Source organism: Micromonospora sp. NPDC018662, assembly GCF_044391475.1.
Classification (GTDB): domain Bacteria; phylum Actinomycetota; class Actinomycetes; order Mycobacteriales; family Micromonosporaceae; genus Micromonospora.
Map to the genome: position 1 here is coordinate 647,800 of NZ_JBISAC010000001.1, position 13,544 is coordinate 661,343.

12 protein-coding genes and 1 tRNA gene are annotated in these 13,544 nt (G+C 72.8%); 9 read left to right on the forward strand and 4 right to left on the reverse strand.

What is annotated here, in order from left to right; all coding sequences use genetic code 11:
- Positions 1-172: 172 nt before the first annotated feature.
- Positions 173-748, forward strand: a complete 576-nt coding sequence (locus ACH495_RS03110) for a TetR/AcrR family transcriptional regulator (protein ID WP_281943818.1) — start codon at positions 173-175, stop codon at positions 746-748.
- Between the two features lie 70 nt (positions 749-818).
- Here the strand turns inward: ACH495_RS03110 and ACH495_RS03115 are convergent, their stop codons facing one another.
- Positions 819-2,027: an amino acid deaminase/aldolase gene (locus ACH495_RS03115; RefSeq protein WP_396856085.1), complete on the reverse strand. Its 1,209-nt coding sequence runs from the start codon at positions 2,025-2,027 to the stop codon at positions 819-821.
- Between the two features lie 216 nt (positions 2,028-2,243).
- Here ACH495_RS03115 and tmk point away from each other — a divergent pair, with 216 nt between their 5' ends.
- From tmk to ACH495_RS03145, 6 genes are all read left to right on the forward strand, one after another.
- A complete protein-coding gene (tmk, locus tag ACH495_RS03120; RefSeq protein ID WP_396856086.1) occupies positions 2,244-4,400 on the forward strand; it encodes a dTMP kinase in 2,157 nt (718 codons plus the stop codon).
- Positions 4,397-5,758, forward strand: coding sequence for a DNA polymerase III subunit delta' (locus ACH495_RS03125; RefSeq protein ID WP_396856087.1), 1,362 nt, complete (start codon positions 4,397-4,399; stop codon positions 5,756-5,758). Before tmk ends, ACH495_RS03125 begins: the two co-directional genes overlap by 4 nt.
- Positions 5,759-5,913: 155 nt before the next feature.
- Positions 5,914-6,243, forward strand: a complete 330-nt coding sequence (locus ACH495_RS03130) for a YbaB/EbfC family nucleoid-associated protein (RefSeq protein WP_396856088.1) — start codon at positions 5,914-5,916, stop codon at positions 6,241-6,243.
- Between the two features lies 1 nt (position 6,244).
- Positions 6,245-6,550, forward strand: a complete 306-nt coding sequence (locus ACH495_RS03135) for a hypothetical protein (RefSeq protein WP_396856089.1) — start codon at positions 6,245-6,247, stop codon at positions 6,548-6,550.
- Positions 6,550-7,218, forward strand: a complete 669-nt coding sequence (locus ACH495_RS03140) for a hypothetical protein (protein ID WP_396856090.1) — start codon at positions 6,550-6,552, stop codon at positions 7,216-7,218. The genes ACH495_RS03135 and ACH495_RS03140 overlap by 1 nt, the downstream gene beginning before the upstream one ends.
- A 261-nt stretch (positions 7,219-7,479) precedes the next feature.
- Positions 7,480-8,340 carry a stage 0 sporulation family protein gene (locus ACH495_RS03145; protein WP_396856091.1) on the forward strand — a complete coding sequence of 287 codons (861 nt, stop codon included), beginning with the start codon at positions 7,480-7,482 and terminating at the stop codon, positions 8,338-8,340.
- Positions 8,341-8,491: 151 nt separating this feature from the next.
- Here ACH495_RS03145 and ACH495_RS03150 read toward each other — a convergent pair whose 3' ends face one another.
- Positions 8,492-8,860, reverse strand: coding sequence for a VOC family protein (locus ACH495_RS03150; RefSeq protein WP_396856092.1), 369 nt, complete (start codon positions 8,858-8,860; stop codon positions 8,492-8,494).
- Positions 8,861-8,920: 60 nt separating this feature from the next.
- Here ACH495_RS03150 and ACH495_RS03155 point away from each other — a divergent pair, with 60 nt between their 5' ends.
- Positions 8,921-9,409 (forward strand): MarR family winged helix-turn-helix transcriptional regulator, encoded by a 489-nt coding sequence (locus ACH495_RS03155; protein WP_396856093.1) that lies wholly within the window; start codon positions 8,921-8,923, stop codon positions 9,407-9,409.
- Positions 9,410-9,451: 42 nt separating this feature from the next.
- On the opposite strand, the gene ACH495_RS03160 is transcribed toward ACH495_RS03155, so the two are convergent.
- Complete coding sequence (locus ACH495_RS03160; RefSeq protein WP_396856094.1) at positions 9,452-11,188, reverse strand: metallophosphoesterase family protein; 1,737 nt, start codon at positions 11,186-11,188, stop codon at positions 9,452-9,454.
- A gap of 132 nt (positions 11,189-11,320) precedes the next feature.
- Between ACH495_RS03160 and ACH495_RS03165 the strand changes: the two genes are divergently transcribed.
- A tRNA-Thr gene (locus tag ACH495_RS03165) sits at positions 11,321-11,394 on the forward strand.
- A 248-nt stretch (positions 11,395-11,642) separates the two neighbouring features.
- On the opposite strand, the gene ACH495_RS03170 is transcribed toward ACH495_RS03165, so the two are convergent.
- On the reverse strand, positions 11,643-13,421 hold the full coding sequence (locus ACH495_RS03170) for a CocE/NonD family hydrolase (protein WP_396856095.1): 1,779 nt from the start codon (positions 13,419-13,421) through the stop codon (positions 11,643-11,645).
- Between the last annotated feature and the right edge of the window lie 123 nt (positions 13,422-13,544).

Here is a 13,544-nt window from a genome sequence, read left to right on the forward strand (position 1 = left end):
GGTAAATACCGCAATCGAGGCCGGCTCGTTGTACCGGTAGTCACAGACTCGTGACGTGCGGATATGTTCAACCGTCGAAGGGGGGTGGCGCCGAGTGTCCACACCAGCCGCCACGACCGGGCCGCTGCGTCGGGTACCGGTGCAGGGTCGAAGTGTCGCGCGCGTCCAGCGGATGCTGGACGCCTGCGCCGAGCTCGTCGACGAGGTGGGGTACGAGGGTCTGACCACGACCCTGCTCGCCGAGCGCGCCGAGGTGGCGATCGGATCGGTCTACCAGTTCTTCCCGGACAAGCGGGCGATCGTGCAGGCGCTGACGCTGCGCACCATGGAGTCCTACCTCCAGCGGCTCGACGAGCGCTTCGCCTCGGACGACCTGACCCACTGGTGGGACGGGGTCGACGCGGCGATCGACGAGTACATCTCGATGCACCGCACGGTGCCCGGCTTCCGTACCCTGCACTTCGGCGACGTGGTCGACCTGCACCTGCTGGACGACCAGCGGGACAACAACGGGGTGATCGCGGAGCAGCTCGCCCGCGTGCTCACCGAACGGTTCGGTCTGGCCGGCGTGCCCGACCTGCGGTTCCACCTGGAGGTCGCGGTGGAGGCCGCCGACGCCCTGATCAAGCTGGCGTTCCGCCGTCGGGCCGACGGCGACGAGCGGGTGCTGGTCGAGGCGAAGGCGCTCATCCGGGAATACCTGCACCGGCAGGTCGACGCGCCGACCGAGGCGGTCCCCCAGGGCTGAGCGGCACGCCGAGCGGCGGGTTCCGAGAGTGCGCCCGGGGCCCGCCGTCGTCATGTCACGGCACGTCCGTTCAGAGGAACGCGTGGCCCTCGCCCCGGTAGGTGGGCACGGTCGCCACCACCGCGTCGCCGTCGACCAGGTGCACCTCGTTGACGTGCTCGCACACCTCGCCCGCCTTGGCGTGGCGGAACCACACCCGGTCGCCGACCCGCAGGGCGTCCGCCGCGTCGCCGGCGAGCGGGGTCTGCACCTCGCCCGCGCCCTCCGCGCCGAGCAGCCTCAGCCCGTCCGGCAGCCACGGGCGCGGCAGCCGGCTCTCGGCCGCCGGGCCGGAGGCGATCCAGCCGCCGCCGAGCACGGTGGCCAGCCCGGGCGCCGGCCGGCGGACCACCGCGCAGGCGAAGAACGCCGCCGGGGTGGGCCGCCAGGCACGGTACGCGTCGAACAGCGTCGGGCCGTACAGGCCGGAGCCCGCGGTGACCTCGGTGACCGCGGGGTCGGCGCTGGTGGCGGCCACGCTGCCGGTGCCGCCGCCGTTGACGAACTCCAGGTCGGCGTGCTCGCGTACCGCGGCGACCGCGGCCGAGCGGCGGGCCAGCAGTTCCCGGTACGACCCGCGCTGGGCGACCCGGATCGCCGAGCCGAGCGCCGCCTGCCCGGGCGGGGCGTCTCCGAGGCCGGCGATCTGTGCCTCGTACGACATCAGGCCGACCAGCCGGAAGCCCGGCCGGCCGGCGACGGCGGCGGCGAGCGCGCCGGCCGCCCGGGCGCTGTGCACCGGGGAGCGGCGCACGCCGACGTGCACCCGACCGCGCAGTGGTCGCCAGGAGGCGTCCAGGTCGAGGCAGATCCGCAGCGCGGGCCGGCCGCCGGGTGGGCACACCCGGTCGATCAGGTCGAGCTGCCCGACGTCGTCGACCATCAGGGTGACCGCGTCGGCGAGCGCCCGGTCGGCGGCCAGTTCGGCGAGCGCCCCCCGATGCGCGGTCGGGTACGCGACCAGCACGTCGTCGGCGACGCCGGTGCGGGCGAGCCAGAGCGCCTCGGGCAGCGTGAAGGCCATCACACCGTGCCAGCCGGGCCGCTTGAGCGCGCGGGTGAGCAGCTCGCGGACCCGCACCGACTTGCTCGCCACCCGCAGCGGCTTGCCGCCGGCGCGGCCGGCCAACGCGTCGGCGTTGTCGTCGAACGCGGAGAGGTCGACCACCGCGTACGGCGGGTCGAGGTGGGCGGTCGCCCGGTCGAGACGATCGCGAAGTTCGGCACGGTCGATGGCCACGTCTGCACGCTAACTGTCCGGACGGCAATGCGAAATACCCTCGCGTCTGTCCGGGCTGCGGGCGGTGGTCCCGGCGGCCTAGGCTCGGCGAACAGGCGATGTCACGGGGGGCGACGCCCTCCGCGCGGCTAGAGTGTTCCACCGGGGATGCCCAGACCTGGGCCGGCACGTGGAGGTACGGCCATCGAAAGCCAGAAGAACGGCGAGTCGTCCGGCGTGTCGTCGTCCGGGACAGCCGCCGACCGGTCCGGGTTCGCCGCGATCCGCTCGGTGCTGCGCATCCGGCCGTTCCGCCGGCTGTGGATCGTGCTCAGCGCGGCCTCCTTCGGCGACTGGCTCGGCCTGCTCGCCACCGCGCTCTTCGCCGCCTCGCAGGTCTCCGGCAGCACCGCCCAGGGCGCGGCCTTCGGCGGCGTGACCGCGATCCGGCTGCTGCCGGCGCTGGTGCTCGGCCCGGTGGCGGGTGTCTTCGCCGACCGGTTCGACCGCCGGTGGACCATGGTCATCTGCGACCTGCTGCGCTTCGTGCTCTTCGCCTCGATCCCGCTCTACGCGCTGACCGGCGCGGCGGGCGGCCTGGTGGTCGGCTGGGCGCTGATCGCCACCTTCCTGATCGAGTCGATCACGTTGCTGTGGATCCCGGCCAAGGAGGCCGCGGTCCCGAACCTGATCCCGCGCACCCGGCTGGAGGCGGCCAACCAGCTCACGCTGATCACCACGTACGGCCTGACCCCGGTGGCCGCCGCCGTCGCGCTGGCCGTGCTGACCCGCGGCCTGCCCAGCGCGGTCGGCGGCAACCTGCCCGACTGGGCCCAGCCGGCCCAGCTCGCGCTCTGGTTCAACGCGTTCTCCCGGCTGGCCACCGCGCTCGTGGTGGCGTTCGGGATCAAGGAGATCAGCGAGGCCCAGCGCGGCGAGGCGGAACGCACCGAGCAGAGCATGTTCCGCCAGTTCTCCGAGGGCTGGAAGTTCATCGGCCAGACGCCGCTGGTCCGTGGCCTGGTGCTGGGCATCTTCGGCGCGTTCGCCGGCGGCGGCATCGTGGTCGGCACCGGCAAGTTCTTCGCCAACTCGCTCGGCGCCGGTGACGCCGCGTTCTCGCTGCTCTTCGGCGCGATCTTCGTCGGCCTGGCGCTCGGCATCGGGCTCGGCCCGATGATCGTGCGGGACATGTCCCGCCGCCGCTGGTTCGGCATGAGCATCGTGCTGGCCAGCGCCTCCGTGCTGGTGCTCGCGTTCGCCATCCACCTGTCCATGGCCATCGTCGGCGCGATCCTGGTCGGCGCCGGCGCCGGCATGGCGTTCCTGGCCGGCACCACGCTGCTCGGCGGCGAGGTCGCCGACGAGGTGCGCGGCCGGGTCTTCGCGGTGGTGCAGATCGGCACCCGGCTGGTGCTGATCCTGGCCATCGCGCTGAGCAGCCTCCTGGTCGGCGTCGGCGGCTCCCGCCAGCTCACCATCGCCGACCTGGGCATCTCCATCTCCTCGACCCGGCTGCTGCTGCTCGCGGCCGGCGCGGCCGGCATCTTCGCCGGGATCAGCGCGTTCGGCCAGATGGACGACAAGAAGGGCGTACCGGTCCTCGCCGACCTCTGGGGCTCGATCCGGGGCCGCCCGCTGATGCCGGCCGAGCCGTTCGTCTCCTCCGGCCTCTTCGTGGTCTTCGAGGGCGGCGAGGGCGCCGGCAAGTCCACCCAGCTCGCCGCGCTCGCCGAGCGGCTGCGCGACGGGGGCCGCGACGTGGTGGTCACCCGGGAGCCGGGCGCCACCGGGGTCGGCGAGCGGATCCGCTCGCTGGTGCTGGGCACCACCTCCGACGACGCGCCGTCGCCGCGGGCCGAGGCACTGCTCTACGCCGCCGACCGGGCCCACCACGTGGCCACCGTGGTCCGTCCGGCGCTGGTCCGGGGCGCGGTCGTGATCAGCGACCGGTACGTCGACTCGTCGCTGGCCTACCAGGGCGCCGGCCGGACGCTGCCGGTGGACGAGGTCTCCTGGCTCTCCTCCTGGGCCACCGGCGGGCTCAAGCCCGACCTGGTGGTCCTGCTCGACGTCGACCCGCACACCGGGCTGGGCCGGGTGGCGTCCCGCAACGAGGACGCCGACCGGCTGGAGGCCGAGTCGGTGGCGTTCCACGAGCGGGTCCGCTACGCGTTCCTCGACCTGGCCGCCGGTGACCCGAAGCGTTACCTGGTCCTCGACGCGTCCCGCCCGGTCGAGGAGATCGCCGACGCGGTCGCCCGTCGGGTGGACGAGTTCCTCGTCGACCCGGCCGGGATCGTGCACCCACGCCCGGCCCAGGGCCCGGACACCTCGGTCCAGCCCGAGTTATCCGAATCGGAGCTGGTGACGATGGAGCAACGCCGACGATGACGGACGTCTTCGGCGACCTGGTCGGGCAGGACGAGGCGGTGGTCACGCTGCGGCGGGCCGCCGCCTCGGCCGCCGCGCTGCTGCGTGCCGCCACCCCGGTGGCGGTCGGCGCGGGCGCACCGGCCGGCGGCGGAGACCCCGACGGGTACGACGACCTCGACGCGCTCGCCGAGCAGTTCGACGAGCCGGGCGACCCGGACCGGCCCGGCGACCCGGACCGGCCCGGCGCGACCGCCGACCCGGGCGCGCCGGTGCCCGACGCCGCCGACCCCGGTGCCGGCATGACGCACGCGTGGATCTTCACCGGGCCACCCGGTTCCGGCCGGTCGGTGGCCGCGCGTGCCTTCGCCGCCGCCCTCCAGTGCGTGCACGGCACCGGCTGCGGCCACTGCCCCGGCTGCCACACCACGCTCGCCGGCACCCACGCCGACGTGCGGCTCGTGGTGCCCGACGGGCTCTCCATCGGCGTCGGCGAGATGCGCGCGCTGGTGCTGCGGGCGGCGAGCACGCCCTCCGGCGGCCGCTGGCAGATCGTGATCATCGAGGATGCCGACCGGCTCACCGAGGCCGCCGGCAACGCGCTGCTCAAGGCGGTCGAGGAACCGCCTCCGCGTACCGTCTTCCTGCTCTGCGCCCCGTCCACCCACCCGGACGACGTCTCGGTGACCATCCGGTCGCGGTGCCGGGTCGTGCCGCTGCGCCAGCCGCCGGCCGGCGCGGTGGCCGAGGTGCTGGTCCGCCGGGACGGCATCGCCCCGGACGTGGCCGAATGGGCCGCCGCGGCCGCCCAGGGGCACGTGGGCCGGGCCCGGCGGCTGGCCCGTGACCCGGAGGCCCGGCAGCGGCGGGACGCCGTGCTGGCCGTGCCGCGCCGGCTCACCGGCGTGGGCGCGGCGTTCGACGCCGCCTCGGCGCTGATCGAGGCCGCCGAGGCGGAGGCCGCCGCCTCGGTCGCCGAGGTCGACGAGGCGGAGCGGGCGGCGTTGCAGACCGCGCTCGGCGCGGGCGGCACCGGGCGGGGCGCGGCCGGGGCCATGCGGGGCGCCGCCGGCCAGCTCAAGGACCTGGAGAAGCGGCAGAAGTCGCGGGCCACCCGGGCCCAGCGGGACGCGCTGGACCGGGCCCTGGTCGACCTGGCCGGCTTCTATCGGGACGCGCTCACCATGGCGTTGCGGGCGCCGGTCGCCCCGGTGCACACCGACACCGCGACGCTGGCCGCCGCCGGCGCGCAGAAGTGGGATGCCGAGGGCTCGCTGCGCCGCCTGGAGGCGGTGCTGGAGTGCCGGGCGGCGATCGAGACGAACGTCAAGCCGCGGATCGCCGTCGAGGCGATGATGCTGTCGCTCTGGCGGGGCTGACCCCACCCGCACCCCACGCTGTCCACAGGGCATCGACACGCGCGATTGACGTGCGGTACGGTCCGGTGAATGCCGTGGTGACCAAGGCGGCACGCTCAGTGAGGGTGACGCCGGGTGGGGCCGGCGGCGCCGACCGGCCGGGGAGGAGTCCGCCGATGGCGCGGGGGGAGATCGACGAGGCCTGGATCGAGGAGGCGGTGCGGCGTTATCGCCGCATCGAGGCACTCCAGGTCGAGTTCGACCAGGCGGTCGCCACGGTCGAGGTCACCGTCCGTTCACCCGACGGGCTGGTCGAGGTGGTGGTCACGGCCGGTGGGCGGATCACCGACGTCCGCTTCCTCGGCCCGCTGCACCAGCGCAACCCGCGCGACGTGGCCGGTTCGGTGCAGGCCGCGGTGAGCGCCGCCGCGGACGCGGCGCAGTGGGCCCGGGAGAAGCTGCACAACGAGACGTTCGCGGCCTACCGGCCGCTGGCGGGAGCCTGACATGGAATCGCTGCGCGCGTTGGCCGCCCGCCTCGACGACGCCGCCGCCGGCCTCGCCACACTGGCCCGCACCGTGACCGCCACCGACCCGCCGCACCCCGCGTTCGGCGCCCACGCCGCCGGCCGGCCGGGTGAGGTCGGGCGCGCGCTGCACCGGCAGTGGACGGCCGCCACCGCCGACCGGGCACGCGAGGCACAGGCCGCCGCCAACCGGCTGGCGGCCGCCGCGGCGGCACTGCGCAGCGCGGCCGAGCGCTACGCGACGGCCGACGACGCGGTCGCGCGCCGGCTGGCCCGGGAGGCCTGATGGACGCGCTGGACCGCCTCGCCGAGCCCGGCCTCGACCTGCTCACCCGCGTCGACGCGCTGCTCGCCGCCGGTGCGCCCGAGGGGCACCGGCTCTGGCCGCTGCTGCGCCGGATGCAGGTGCTTCCCGGTGCGGCCGTGCGGGAGTTCCTCGACCTGCACCCGGCGCCGCTGACCGGCGCCGGCCACGCCGTGCGCCGGCTCGTCCGGGGGTACGACGACACCTGCGCGGTGCTCACCGACCCGGTCGCCTGGTCCGGAACCGCCGCGTCCGCCTACGACGAGGCGCGCGGCGCCCTGCTCCGGCATCTCGACGAGGGGCCGGAGAGCCTGGTCGGGCGGCTGGAGTCGACAGCGGGCTACGCGGACGCGCTGGCCGGCTGGGTGGAGAGCAGCCGGGCGGCCCTGGCGCGGGCGCTCGCCGAGGTGGTCGGCTCGGCCGAGGCGGTCACCGTGCACGCCGCGACCCGGCCGGGGGTCGAGGCCGGCCCGGCCGGCGCGTCGGCGGCGGCCGAGATCGCCACCCGGGTGCTAAGCGTGCTCGGGGTGGCCTACGACGGGGCCGAGACACTGCTGCGCCAGTGGGGGCCGAGCCTGGCGGAGACGACCTGGCGGGACCGTGCCGTCGCCGCGCCGCGCTACGGCGGCACCACCCGGATCGGCTACTGACGGTCCACGGCGCCGCACGCCGCTCCGGCCGTGGCCGGGCACCGGCGTGCGACGCCGTGGCCTTTCCCTGCACCCCCCGCAGGTCTGCCTTCACTCAACGCGGTGGATGGGCGTTTGTCCCGGGGCCGGCCCAGGTTTCAACCGTCCGGGCGAGGCGCGGGGGCCGATTCGGTCGGGTCGACCGGGATGGATCGCTGCGCGGTGTGACCGGACGGCGACCGGTGGGCCGTCCGACCGCGCGGGTCCGCGTAGGGTAGGCGCATGGGCATGCTCTGCGCGGTCAGCTTCAACCGGTACGGGCGCCTCTACTACCTCGATCCGGGTGAGCTTCGCCCGCAGGTGGGAGACCGGGTGCTGGTGCCCACCGACGACGGTCCCGAGGTGGCCGAGTGTGTCTGGGCCGCGCAGTGGGTCAGCGAGGACACCGACGGTTTCCCGAAGCTGGCCGGGCTGGCCGGCGACGACGACCTGCACCGCGACGAGCTGCTGCGCCGGCGCAAGGCCGACGCGAAGGTGGCCGCCAAGCGGCTGATCCGCGAGCACGGGCTGCCGATGAAGGTGGTGGCCGTCGACCACGTCCTGGCCACGCCGGAGACCGGCAGCGACCGCACGACCATCTACTTCACCGCGCCGCACCGGGTGGATTTCCGTTCCCTGGTCCGCGATCTGGGCGCGACGCTGCACTGTCGGGTCGAGCTGCGGCAACTCTCCGCCCGCGACTCGGCGCGAGTGCAGGGCGGCATCGGTTCGTGCGGGCGTGACCTGTGCTGTGCCACCTTCCTCACCGACTTCGAGCCGGTGACCATCCGGATGGCGAAGGACCAGGACCTGCCGCTCAACCCGCTGCGCATCTCCGGCGCGTGCGGCCGCCTGATGTGTTGTCTCAAGTACGAACATCCGCTGTACGTCAAATTTGCCGAGTCCGCCCCGGCGATCGGCGCCCGGGTTACCACTTCCGAGGGCGACGGCAAGGTCGTCGGCCACAGCGTCCCGAGAGACGCGGTGACTGTGCGCCTGGACTCCGACGGCTCGCGCTCCATGTGCTCCCGCGCCGACGTCTGCGGCTCCCGCCGCGCCTACGAGACCCGTGACCAGTCGGGCGCGGAGGGTGCAGCGCGATGATCGGCTTGCCTGCTCGTTCCTGACTGTGATCCCCAACCACTTCGGGTCAGACCCGGTCGCCGCACCCGTCTCGCCAGCAGCCGGATGTCGATCACCACGGCCTCACCCCACTGGGGACCGGTGGCCAACGCCGGTCCCCAGTGGCCGGCGTTCAGGAGCGGTCGTGGAGGGTGACCTGGTATCCGTCGGGGTCGGCGAAGGTGAACGTCCGGCCGAAGGGGCCGTCGATCGGTGCGGAGACGATGGTGTGGCCGTCGGCGACGAGAGCATCGTGAATGGCTTGGACGTCGGTGGCATGGAGCCAGATCGCCGCCCCGATGCCGGGCTGGGCGACGGATCCGAGGTCGGTGCCGGGAAGGACGTCGCGGAGTGCGAACGCGATCGGTTTCGTCTGGAAGACGACGGCGTGCGGAGGTCCGACCGGTGAGCGGACAAGGCCGAGATATTTCTCGTAGAACGCCTGCGAAGCATCGAGGTCGCGTGCCTGGAGTGAGATGAAGTCGGGGCCGGTGACGGGCATGGTGGCGTTCCCTTCGAGCGTGTCAGTTTTCTGACATCGAGGCTATGTCAGAATGCTGACATGAGTCAAGGTGGTGTCGGTGTCAACCTGGAAACGTCCCTCGGCTACTTGCTGAAAGAGGCGTCGAGCGTCCTCCGCTCAGCCATGGAGGAGGTGCTGCGGCCACTCGGCATGAGCGTGACGCACTACTCCTGTCTCGAACTGCTGGCTCAGCGGCCGGGCCTGTCGAACTCCGAGCTCGCGCGGGGTGCATTCGTGACCCGGCAGTCGATGAACGTACTGCTCCAAGCCCTGGAGCGAGAGGGCTACGTGACCAGGCCCGCGGACCCGCCGGTCGGGAAGGCGCTTCCTGCGCGGCTCACGCCTCGCGGCCGGCGGAGCCTGGAGCAGGCGACCGTGGCGGTCCGGTCCGTCGAGGTCAGAATGCTGGCCGGCATGACCGGGGCCGAGCAGTCGGAAGCGTTCCGGATCCTGAAAACCATGATCCGGTCCCTGCGCGATGGCGGCGACGGTGTCGTCCGCTCCGAAGAACTACCTCCGACGGGGTAGGGGCATCCGCCGTACCAGCGGTTCCAGGAGTCCCTCCGGCGGTCAGCGGAGGGTGATGGGAGGTTCGGCCAGGCGGGGGGTCAGGGGGGTCTTCGGGGTCAGCCAGGGGGCGGTGGGGGACTGGTCGGGGTTGAGCTGCCAGGCGTGGGAGACCTTGTCCAGGGCGATCGGGTAGATCGTCAGCGTGCCGTCGGGGTCGAATCGGAACCGGAGGAACGCCTTCGAGTCCTCGATGCCCTGAGCGGCGAACAGCTCGTTCAGGTTCACCCCGAACGCGCCCGCCACCAGCAGGTAGAGCGCCACGAGCTGACTGGCGACCAGCCCACTGACCGGGCCGTAGAGCACCACCGCCGCGACCGCCGGCAGCGGCCACGGCCAGTCGTAGAACGGCAGGTGCAGCCAGAGCCAGGTGCCGCCGGCCGCCAGCACCACCTGGGCCAACCCGTGCGTCACCCCGAGGATCCAGTGCCGGGCGTGCCGCTTGCCGCCCGCGCTGGGCGGCTTCGCGAAGAACGCGGCGCCCAGCAGCGTCACCGCGAGCATCGCCACCAACGGGACGCTGAACAGCCGCTGCGCGGTGGAGTCGGCCCGCTGCGTCGTCACGCCGGCCATGGCCAGCATCAGCAGCGTGTGCAGGGTGCCGAGCAGCGTGGTGAAGCCCGGGTTGCGGAACGGCAGCCGGCCGAAGATCCCCCAGCCGTACCGGCGCGAGCGCGCCCGGTCCGGGTAGCGGGCGGCCAGCTCGTACTCGCGGGTGCTGCTGGCCCGGCGGGTCAGCGTGTCCCGCGGCGGCACCTCCAGCCGCTCCCGAAGGTGGTGGGTGGGGTAGAGGTACGCGCCACCGCCGCCGCAGGTGATGAGCTGCCGCTCCGGGTCGGCGTACCGGGCGTAGTGGTGCAGGTCGCCGGAGACCAGCACCCGGACCTGGGCCCCGGTGGGCGCCACGATGGTGCGGATGAAGTAGTCGACCGAGTCGTACGCGTTGGGGTGGTCGGCGGCCTTGACCCACGTCGGCGCCGGCACCGCGAGGAGCACCCGGGACTGCGGGGTGAGCTTGCGGGCCACCGCGTCGAAGTAGGTGAGCTGCGGATCGTCCAGGTATGAACCGGACTGGTCGTCGAGGCCCAGCAGCCACCATCCGGCCGGCAGCTCCACCGCGAAGTAGGAGCGGGACTGGCCGGTGCCCCAACCGGCGAAGTGGCGGTCCCGGGAGCGTACGAACAGCCGCAGGAAGGCGGTCAGGCCGTCGTACCAGTCGTGGTTGCCGGGCACCGCGAACAGCGTCGGCCGCTCCGGCGGGGCGACCGGCAGCGCCGCCTGGTACGGGCCCTTGCACCGGTCCTCGTACGCCTCGTAGCCGGCCGACGGGTAGACCTGGTCGCCGCCCATCACCAGGGTCTGCGCCCGGGGCAGCCGGTGCCCGTCCACGGTCAGCTCCGGCTGGGCGAGCAGATAGGCGATCGAGTACGTGGCGTCGAAGCCGTCGCCCAGGTCGGCCACGTAGTCCAGCCAGAGCCCGCCATCCGGCCCGACCTGTCGGAACGTGTCGTCGCCGAAGGCGTTCTGCAGTTCCCGCTTGTCCAGGTACGCCCCGAACAGCATGGCCAGCAGCGTCCGCAGGCCGGTGCTGATCAGCAGCAGGGGCGCGAGCCAGGGCACCGGCCGACGCGGGGTGAATCCCAGCTCCCGTGGGTCCAGGCGGTGCGGCCGACGGCTGGCCCGCTCGCCCGGGCGCGCTTCCGGATCCGGCTGTCGCGGCGGTACGTGATGGTCGGTCACGTGCCGGAGGGTAGCCCGGACCGGGCGGGAAGTCTCTCCCGTGCCGGGGCCATCGGGCCCGGTTGTCCGGTTCCGGACCAGGGGGATCCGGTTCGGCATCCGGCGGTGCGTGCCGTACACTTGGCGATCGTTGCCGCCTTAGCTCAGTCGGCTAGAGCGACGCACTCGTAATGCGTAGGTCGACGGTTCGATTCCGTCAGGCGGCTCAAGAAGAGGTCCTGGCCAGCATCAGCGCTGGTCAGGACCTTATTTTCTTCGATGAAGACTTGAGTCGCCCCGCTCACGGCGGGTCGAGTCGCCACCGCGACCGGGCCCACCATCCGCACCGCCGTCGCCACCCACACCGCCACCGCCGGCACACTCATCTCCGCTGGGTGATGCCTGCATCGGCCGCGTGGTCGCTCGGTAGCCTCCATATCCGGTGTGGATGGCGTTCGGCGGTCTCATCTTGGGCTCAACGACGGGGCGCGGGGACGGCGAAGCTGGGCTTGCCGATGGGCATCTTCCCGGTGGTGGAGAGCGCGGTGTAGGTGTCGAGGTACACGGCGCGGTCGCCAGCCGTCGGGCGGTCGTCGCGCGGGTCATCCAGGTCGAGGTTGAGCCGGAGGTCTTCGACGGTGATCTTCCGGTTGGAGGGTGCGTCGGCCCAGTCGCTGAACGGTCCGGGGGCTTGGATGGTGCCGATCTGCACAGCGAGGCGGTGGCCGGCGGCGAGGGTCCAGTCGTTCGATTTGAGGTCGAAGGCGAGCTTGCCGCCGTTCACCAGTGCCACCTGTTCGTTGAAGAAGATCCCGGTGCCGTCGGGGGCGACGTCGTAGAGCCGGACCATCAGGTTGCCGTGGCCACGGGCGGTGAGGGAGAGGCGGGGGGTGCCGGTCACCCGGGTGGCCTGGCGCAGCGGCTGCGACCAGCGGTAGAAGCTGTTGCCGGTATCGACCTTGGGGTCGCCTTCGGCGCTGTCGTCGAGGTATCGGCCGTCGGGCAGCGCGAGGGTGGGCGAGCTGTCCACGACCGGCCAGGTGTCCTGGGCGCGCCACCGGCCGTTGTTGTCCTGGATGGCGTACGCGGGGTAGGCGACCGTCGGCTTGACGCCGAGCAGGTGCTGGTCGAAGAAGGAGATGGTTTCAGCGAACCAGCTGTCGCGACCCATTTCCAGCCGGCCGTCAGCGGCACGTTCGTTACCCCGTTTGTGGTCCCACGGTCCGAGCCAACCCCGCTGCGGGCCCTGGTGGTTGGTGAGATACTCCTCCATCGCCTCGGGTTCGGTGTTCCACTCGGTGAAGCCCTGGGTGATGAAGAGCGGGGTGTCGCTGCCCTTGGCCTGCCGGGCCAGGTCGCGGGCCTGCCAGTACTCGGACTCGTAGGCGGCGGTCAGGTACTGGATCGAATTGACGGCCACGCAGGGGTGCGTCTTCTCGTACGCGGCGTTGGTCCGGTAGCGCTCGTCGTCGTCGGGCAGCTGGGGCAGGGCGGCGATCCGGTTGTAGCTGGTGGCCACGTTGCCGATGGTCGAGCGGGGTACGCCGTTGGAGCGGATGTTGCGGTACAGGTCCCAGATGGGTTCCTGGGCGACGACCGCCTTGAGGGCATCTTGGTCGAGGTTGTTGCCGATCAGGCCGGTGATGGCGTCGTAGGACTTGCCGTACATGCCGACGGCACCGGTGGACCAGGGCTGGGTGGCGGCCCAGTCGATCGCAGCCTTGACGTCGGCCTGCTCGCCGGGGCCCTGGAAGTCGAGGCATCCGGTGGAGCCGCCGAAGCCGCGTTGGTCGACCATGACGAACGCGTAGCCGCGGGAGAACAGGTCGGTGCCCTCGATGAAGTCGTAGAAGCGGTTCGAGGGGCCGGTGTGCGGGTGCTTCTCGTCCTCAAGCTGCCCGGAGTGCCCGAAGTATGCCCCTACCGACAGGATCACCGGCACCTTCTCGCCCTTGGGCAGGTTCTCGGGCAGCAGGACGTCGGCGTGCAACTCGACGTCCGACCCGTCGGAGGAGGGGAAGTAGTGCTGTGTCCACCGGGCGCCCTTGGCCACCCGCTCGTTCTCGGCGTGGGTGACCGCATCCTCGGCGGTGGCGACCGCCGGCGCCGCCGAGGAGGACTGCGACCAGGCGCCGAGGCCGGCCAGCAGGGACATCGCGGCTCCGGCAGCGACGAGGCGGGGAACAGTGATTCGCGATATGAGCGGCTTTTTCGGGTTGGTGGTGCGCGGGTCGGGTGTCGCGGGCTTGTCCACGATTGGCTCCTTGAGTTCGTAGGCAGTAAGTAGCTGACGACCCGAGCGAGTCGGGTGCGGCTGGAAAGGACCGGCAGCGCCGGTGCCCCGGCCGGCAGGTAAAGGCGGATGACGGCCGGCAGG

Coding starts and splice junctions, on each gene's coding strand:
- ACH495_RS03110 (WP_281943818.1), top strand. CDS start 173: ATGCTGGACGCCTGCGCCGAGCTCGTCGACGAGGTGGGGTACGAGGGT.
- ACH495_RS03125 (WP_396856087.1), top strand. CDS start 4,397: ATGACGGACGTCTTCGGCGACCTGGTCGGGCAGGACGAGGCGGTGGTC.
- ACH495_RS03130 (WP_396856088.1), top strand. CDS start 5,914: ATGGCGCGGGGGGAGATCGACGAGGCCTGGATCGAGGAGGCGGTGCGG.
- ACH495_RS03135 (WP_396856089.1), top strand. CDS start 6,245: ATGGAATCGCTGCGCGCGTTGGCCGCCCGCCTCGACGACGCCGCCGCC.
- ACH495_RS03140 (WP_396856090.1), top strand. CDS start 6,550: ATGGACGCGCTGGACCGCCTCGCCGAGCCCGGCCTCGACCTGCTCACC.
- ACH495_RS03145 (WP_396856091.1), top strand. CDS start 7,480: ATGGGCATGCTCTGCGCGGTCAGCTTCAACCGGTACGGGCGCCTCTAC.
- ACH495_RS03150 (WP_396856092.1), bottom strand. CDS start 8,860: ATGCCCGTCACCGGCCCCGACTTCATCTCACTCCAGGCACGCGACCTC.
- ACH495_RS03155 (WP_396856093.1), top strand. CDS start 8,921: ATGAGTCAAGGTGGTGTCGGTGTCAACCTGGAAACGTCCCTCGGCTAC.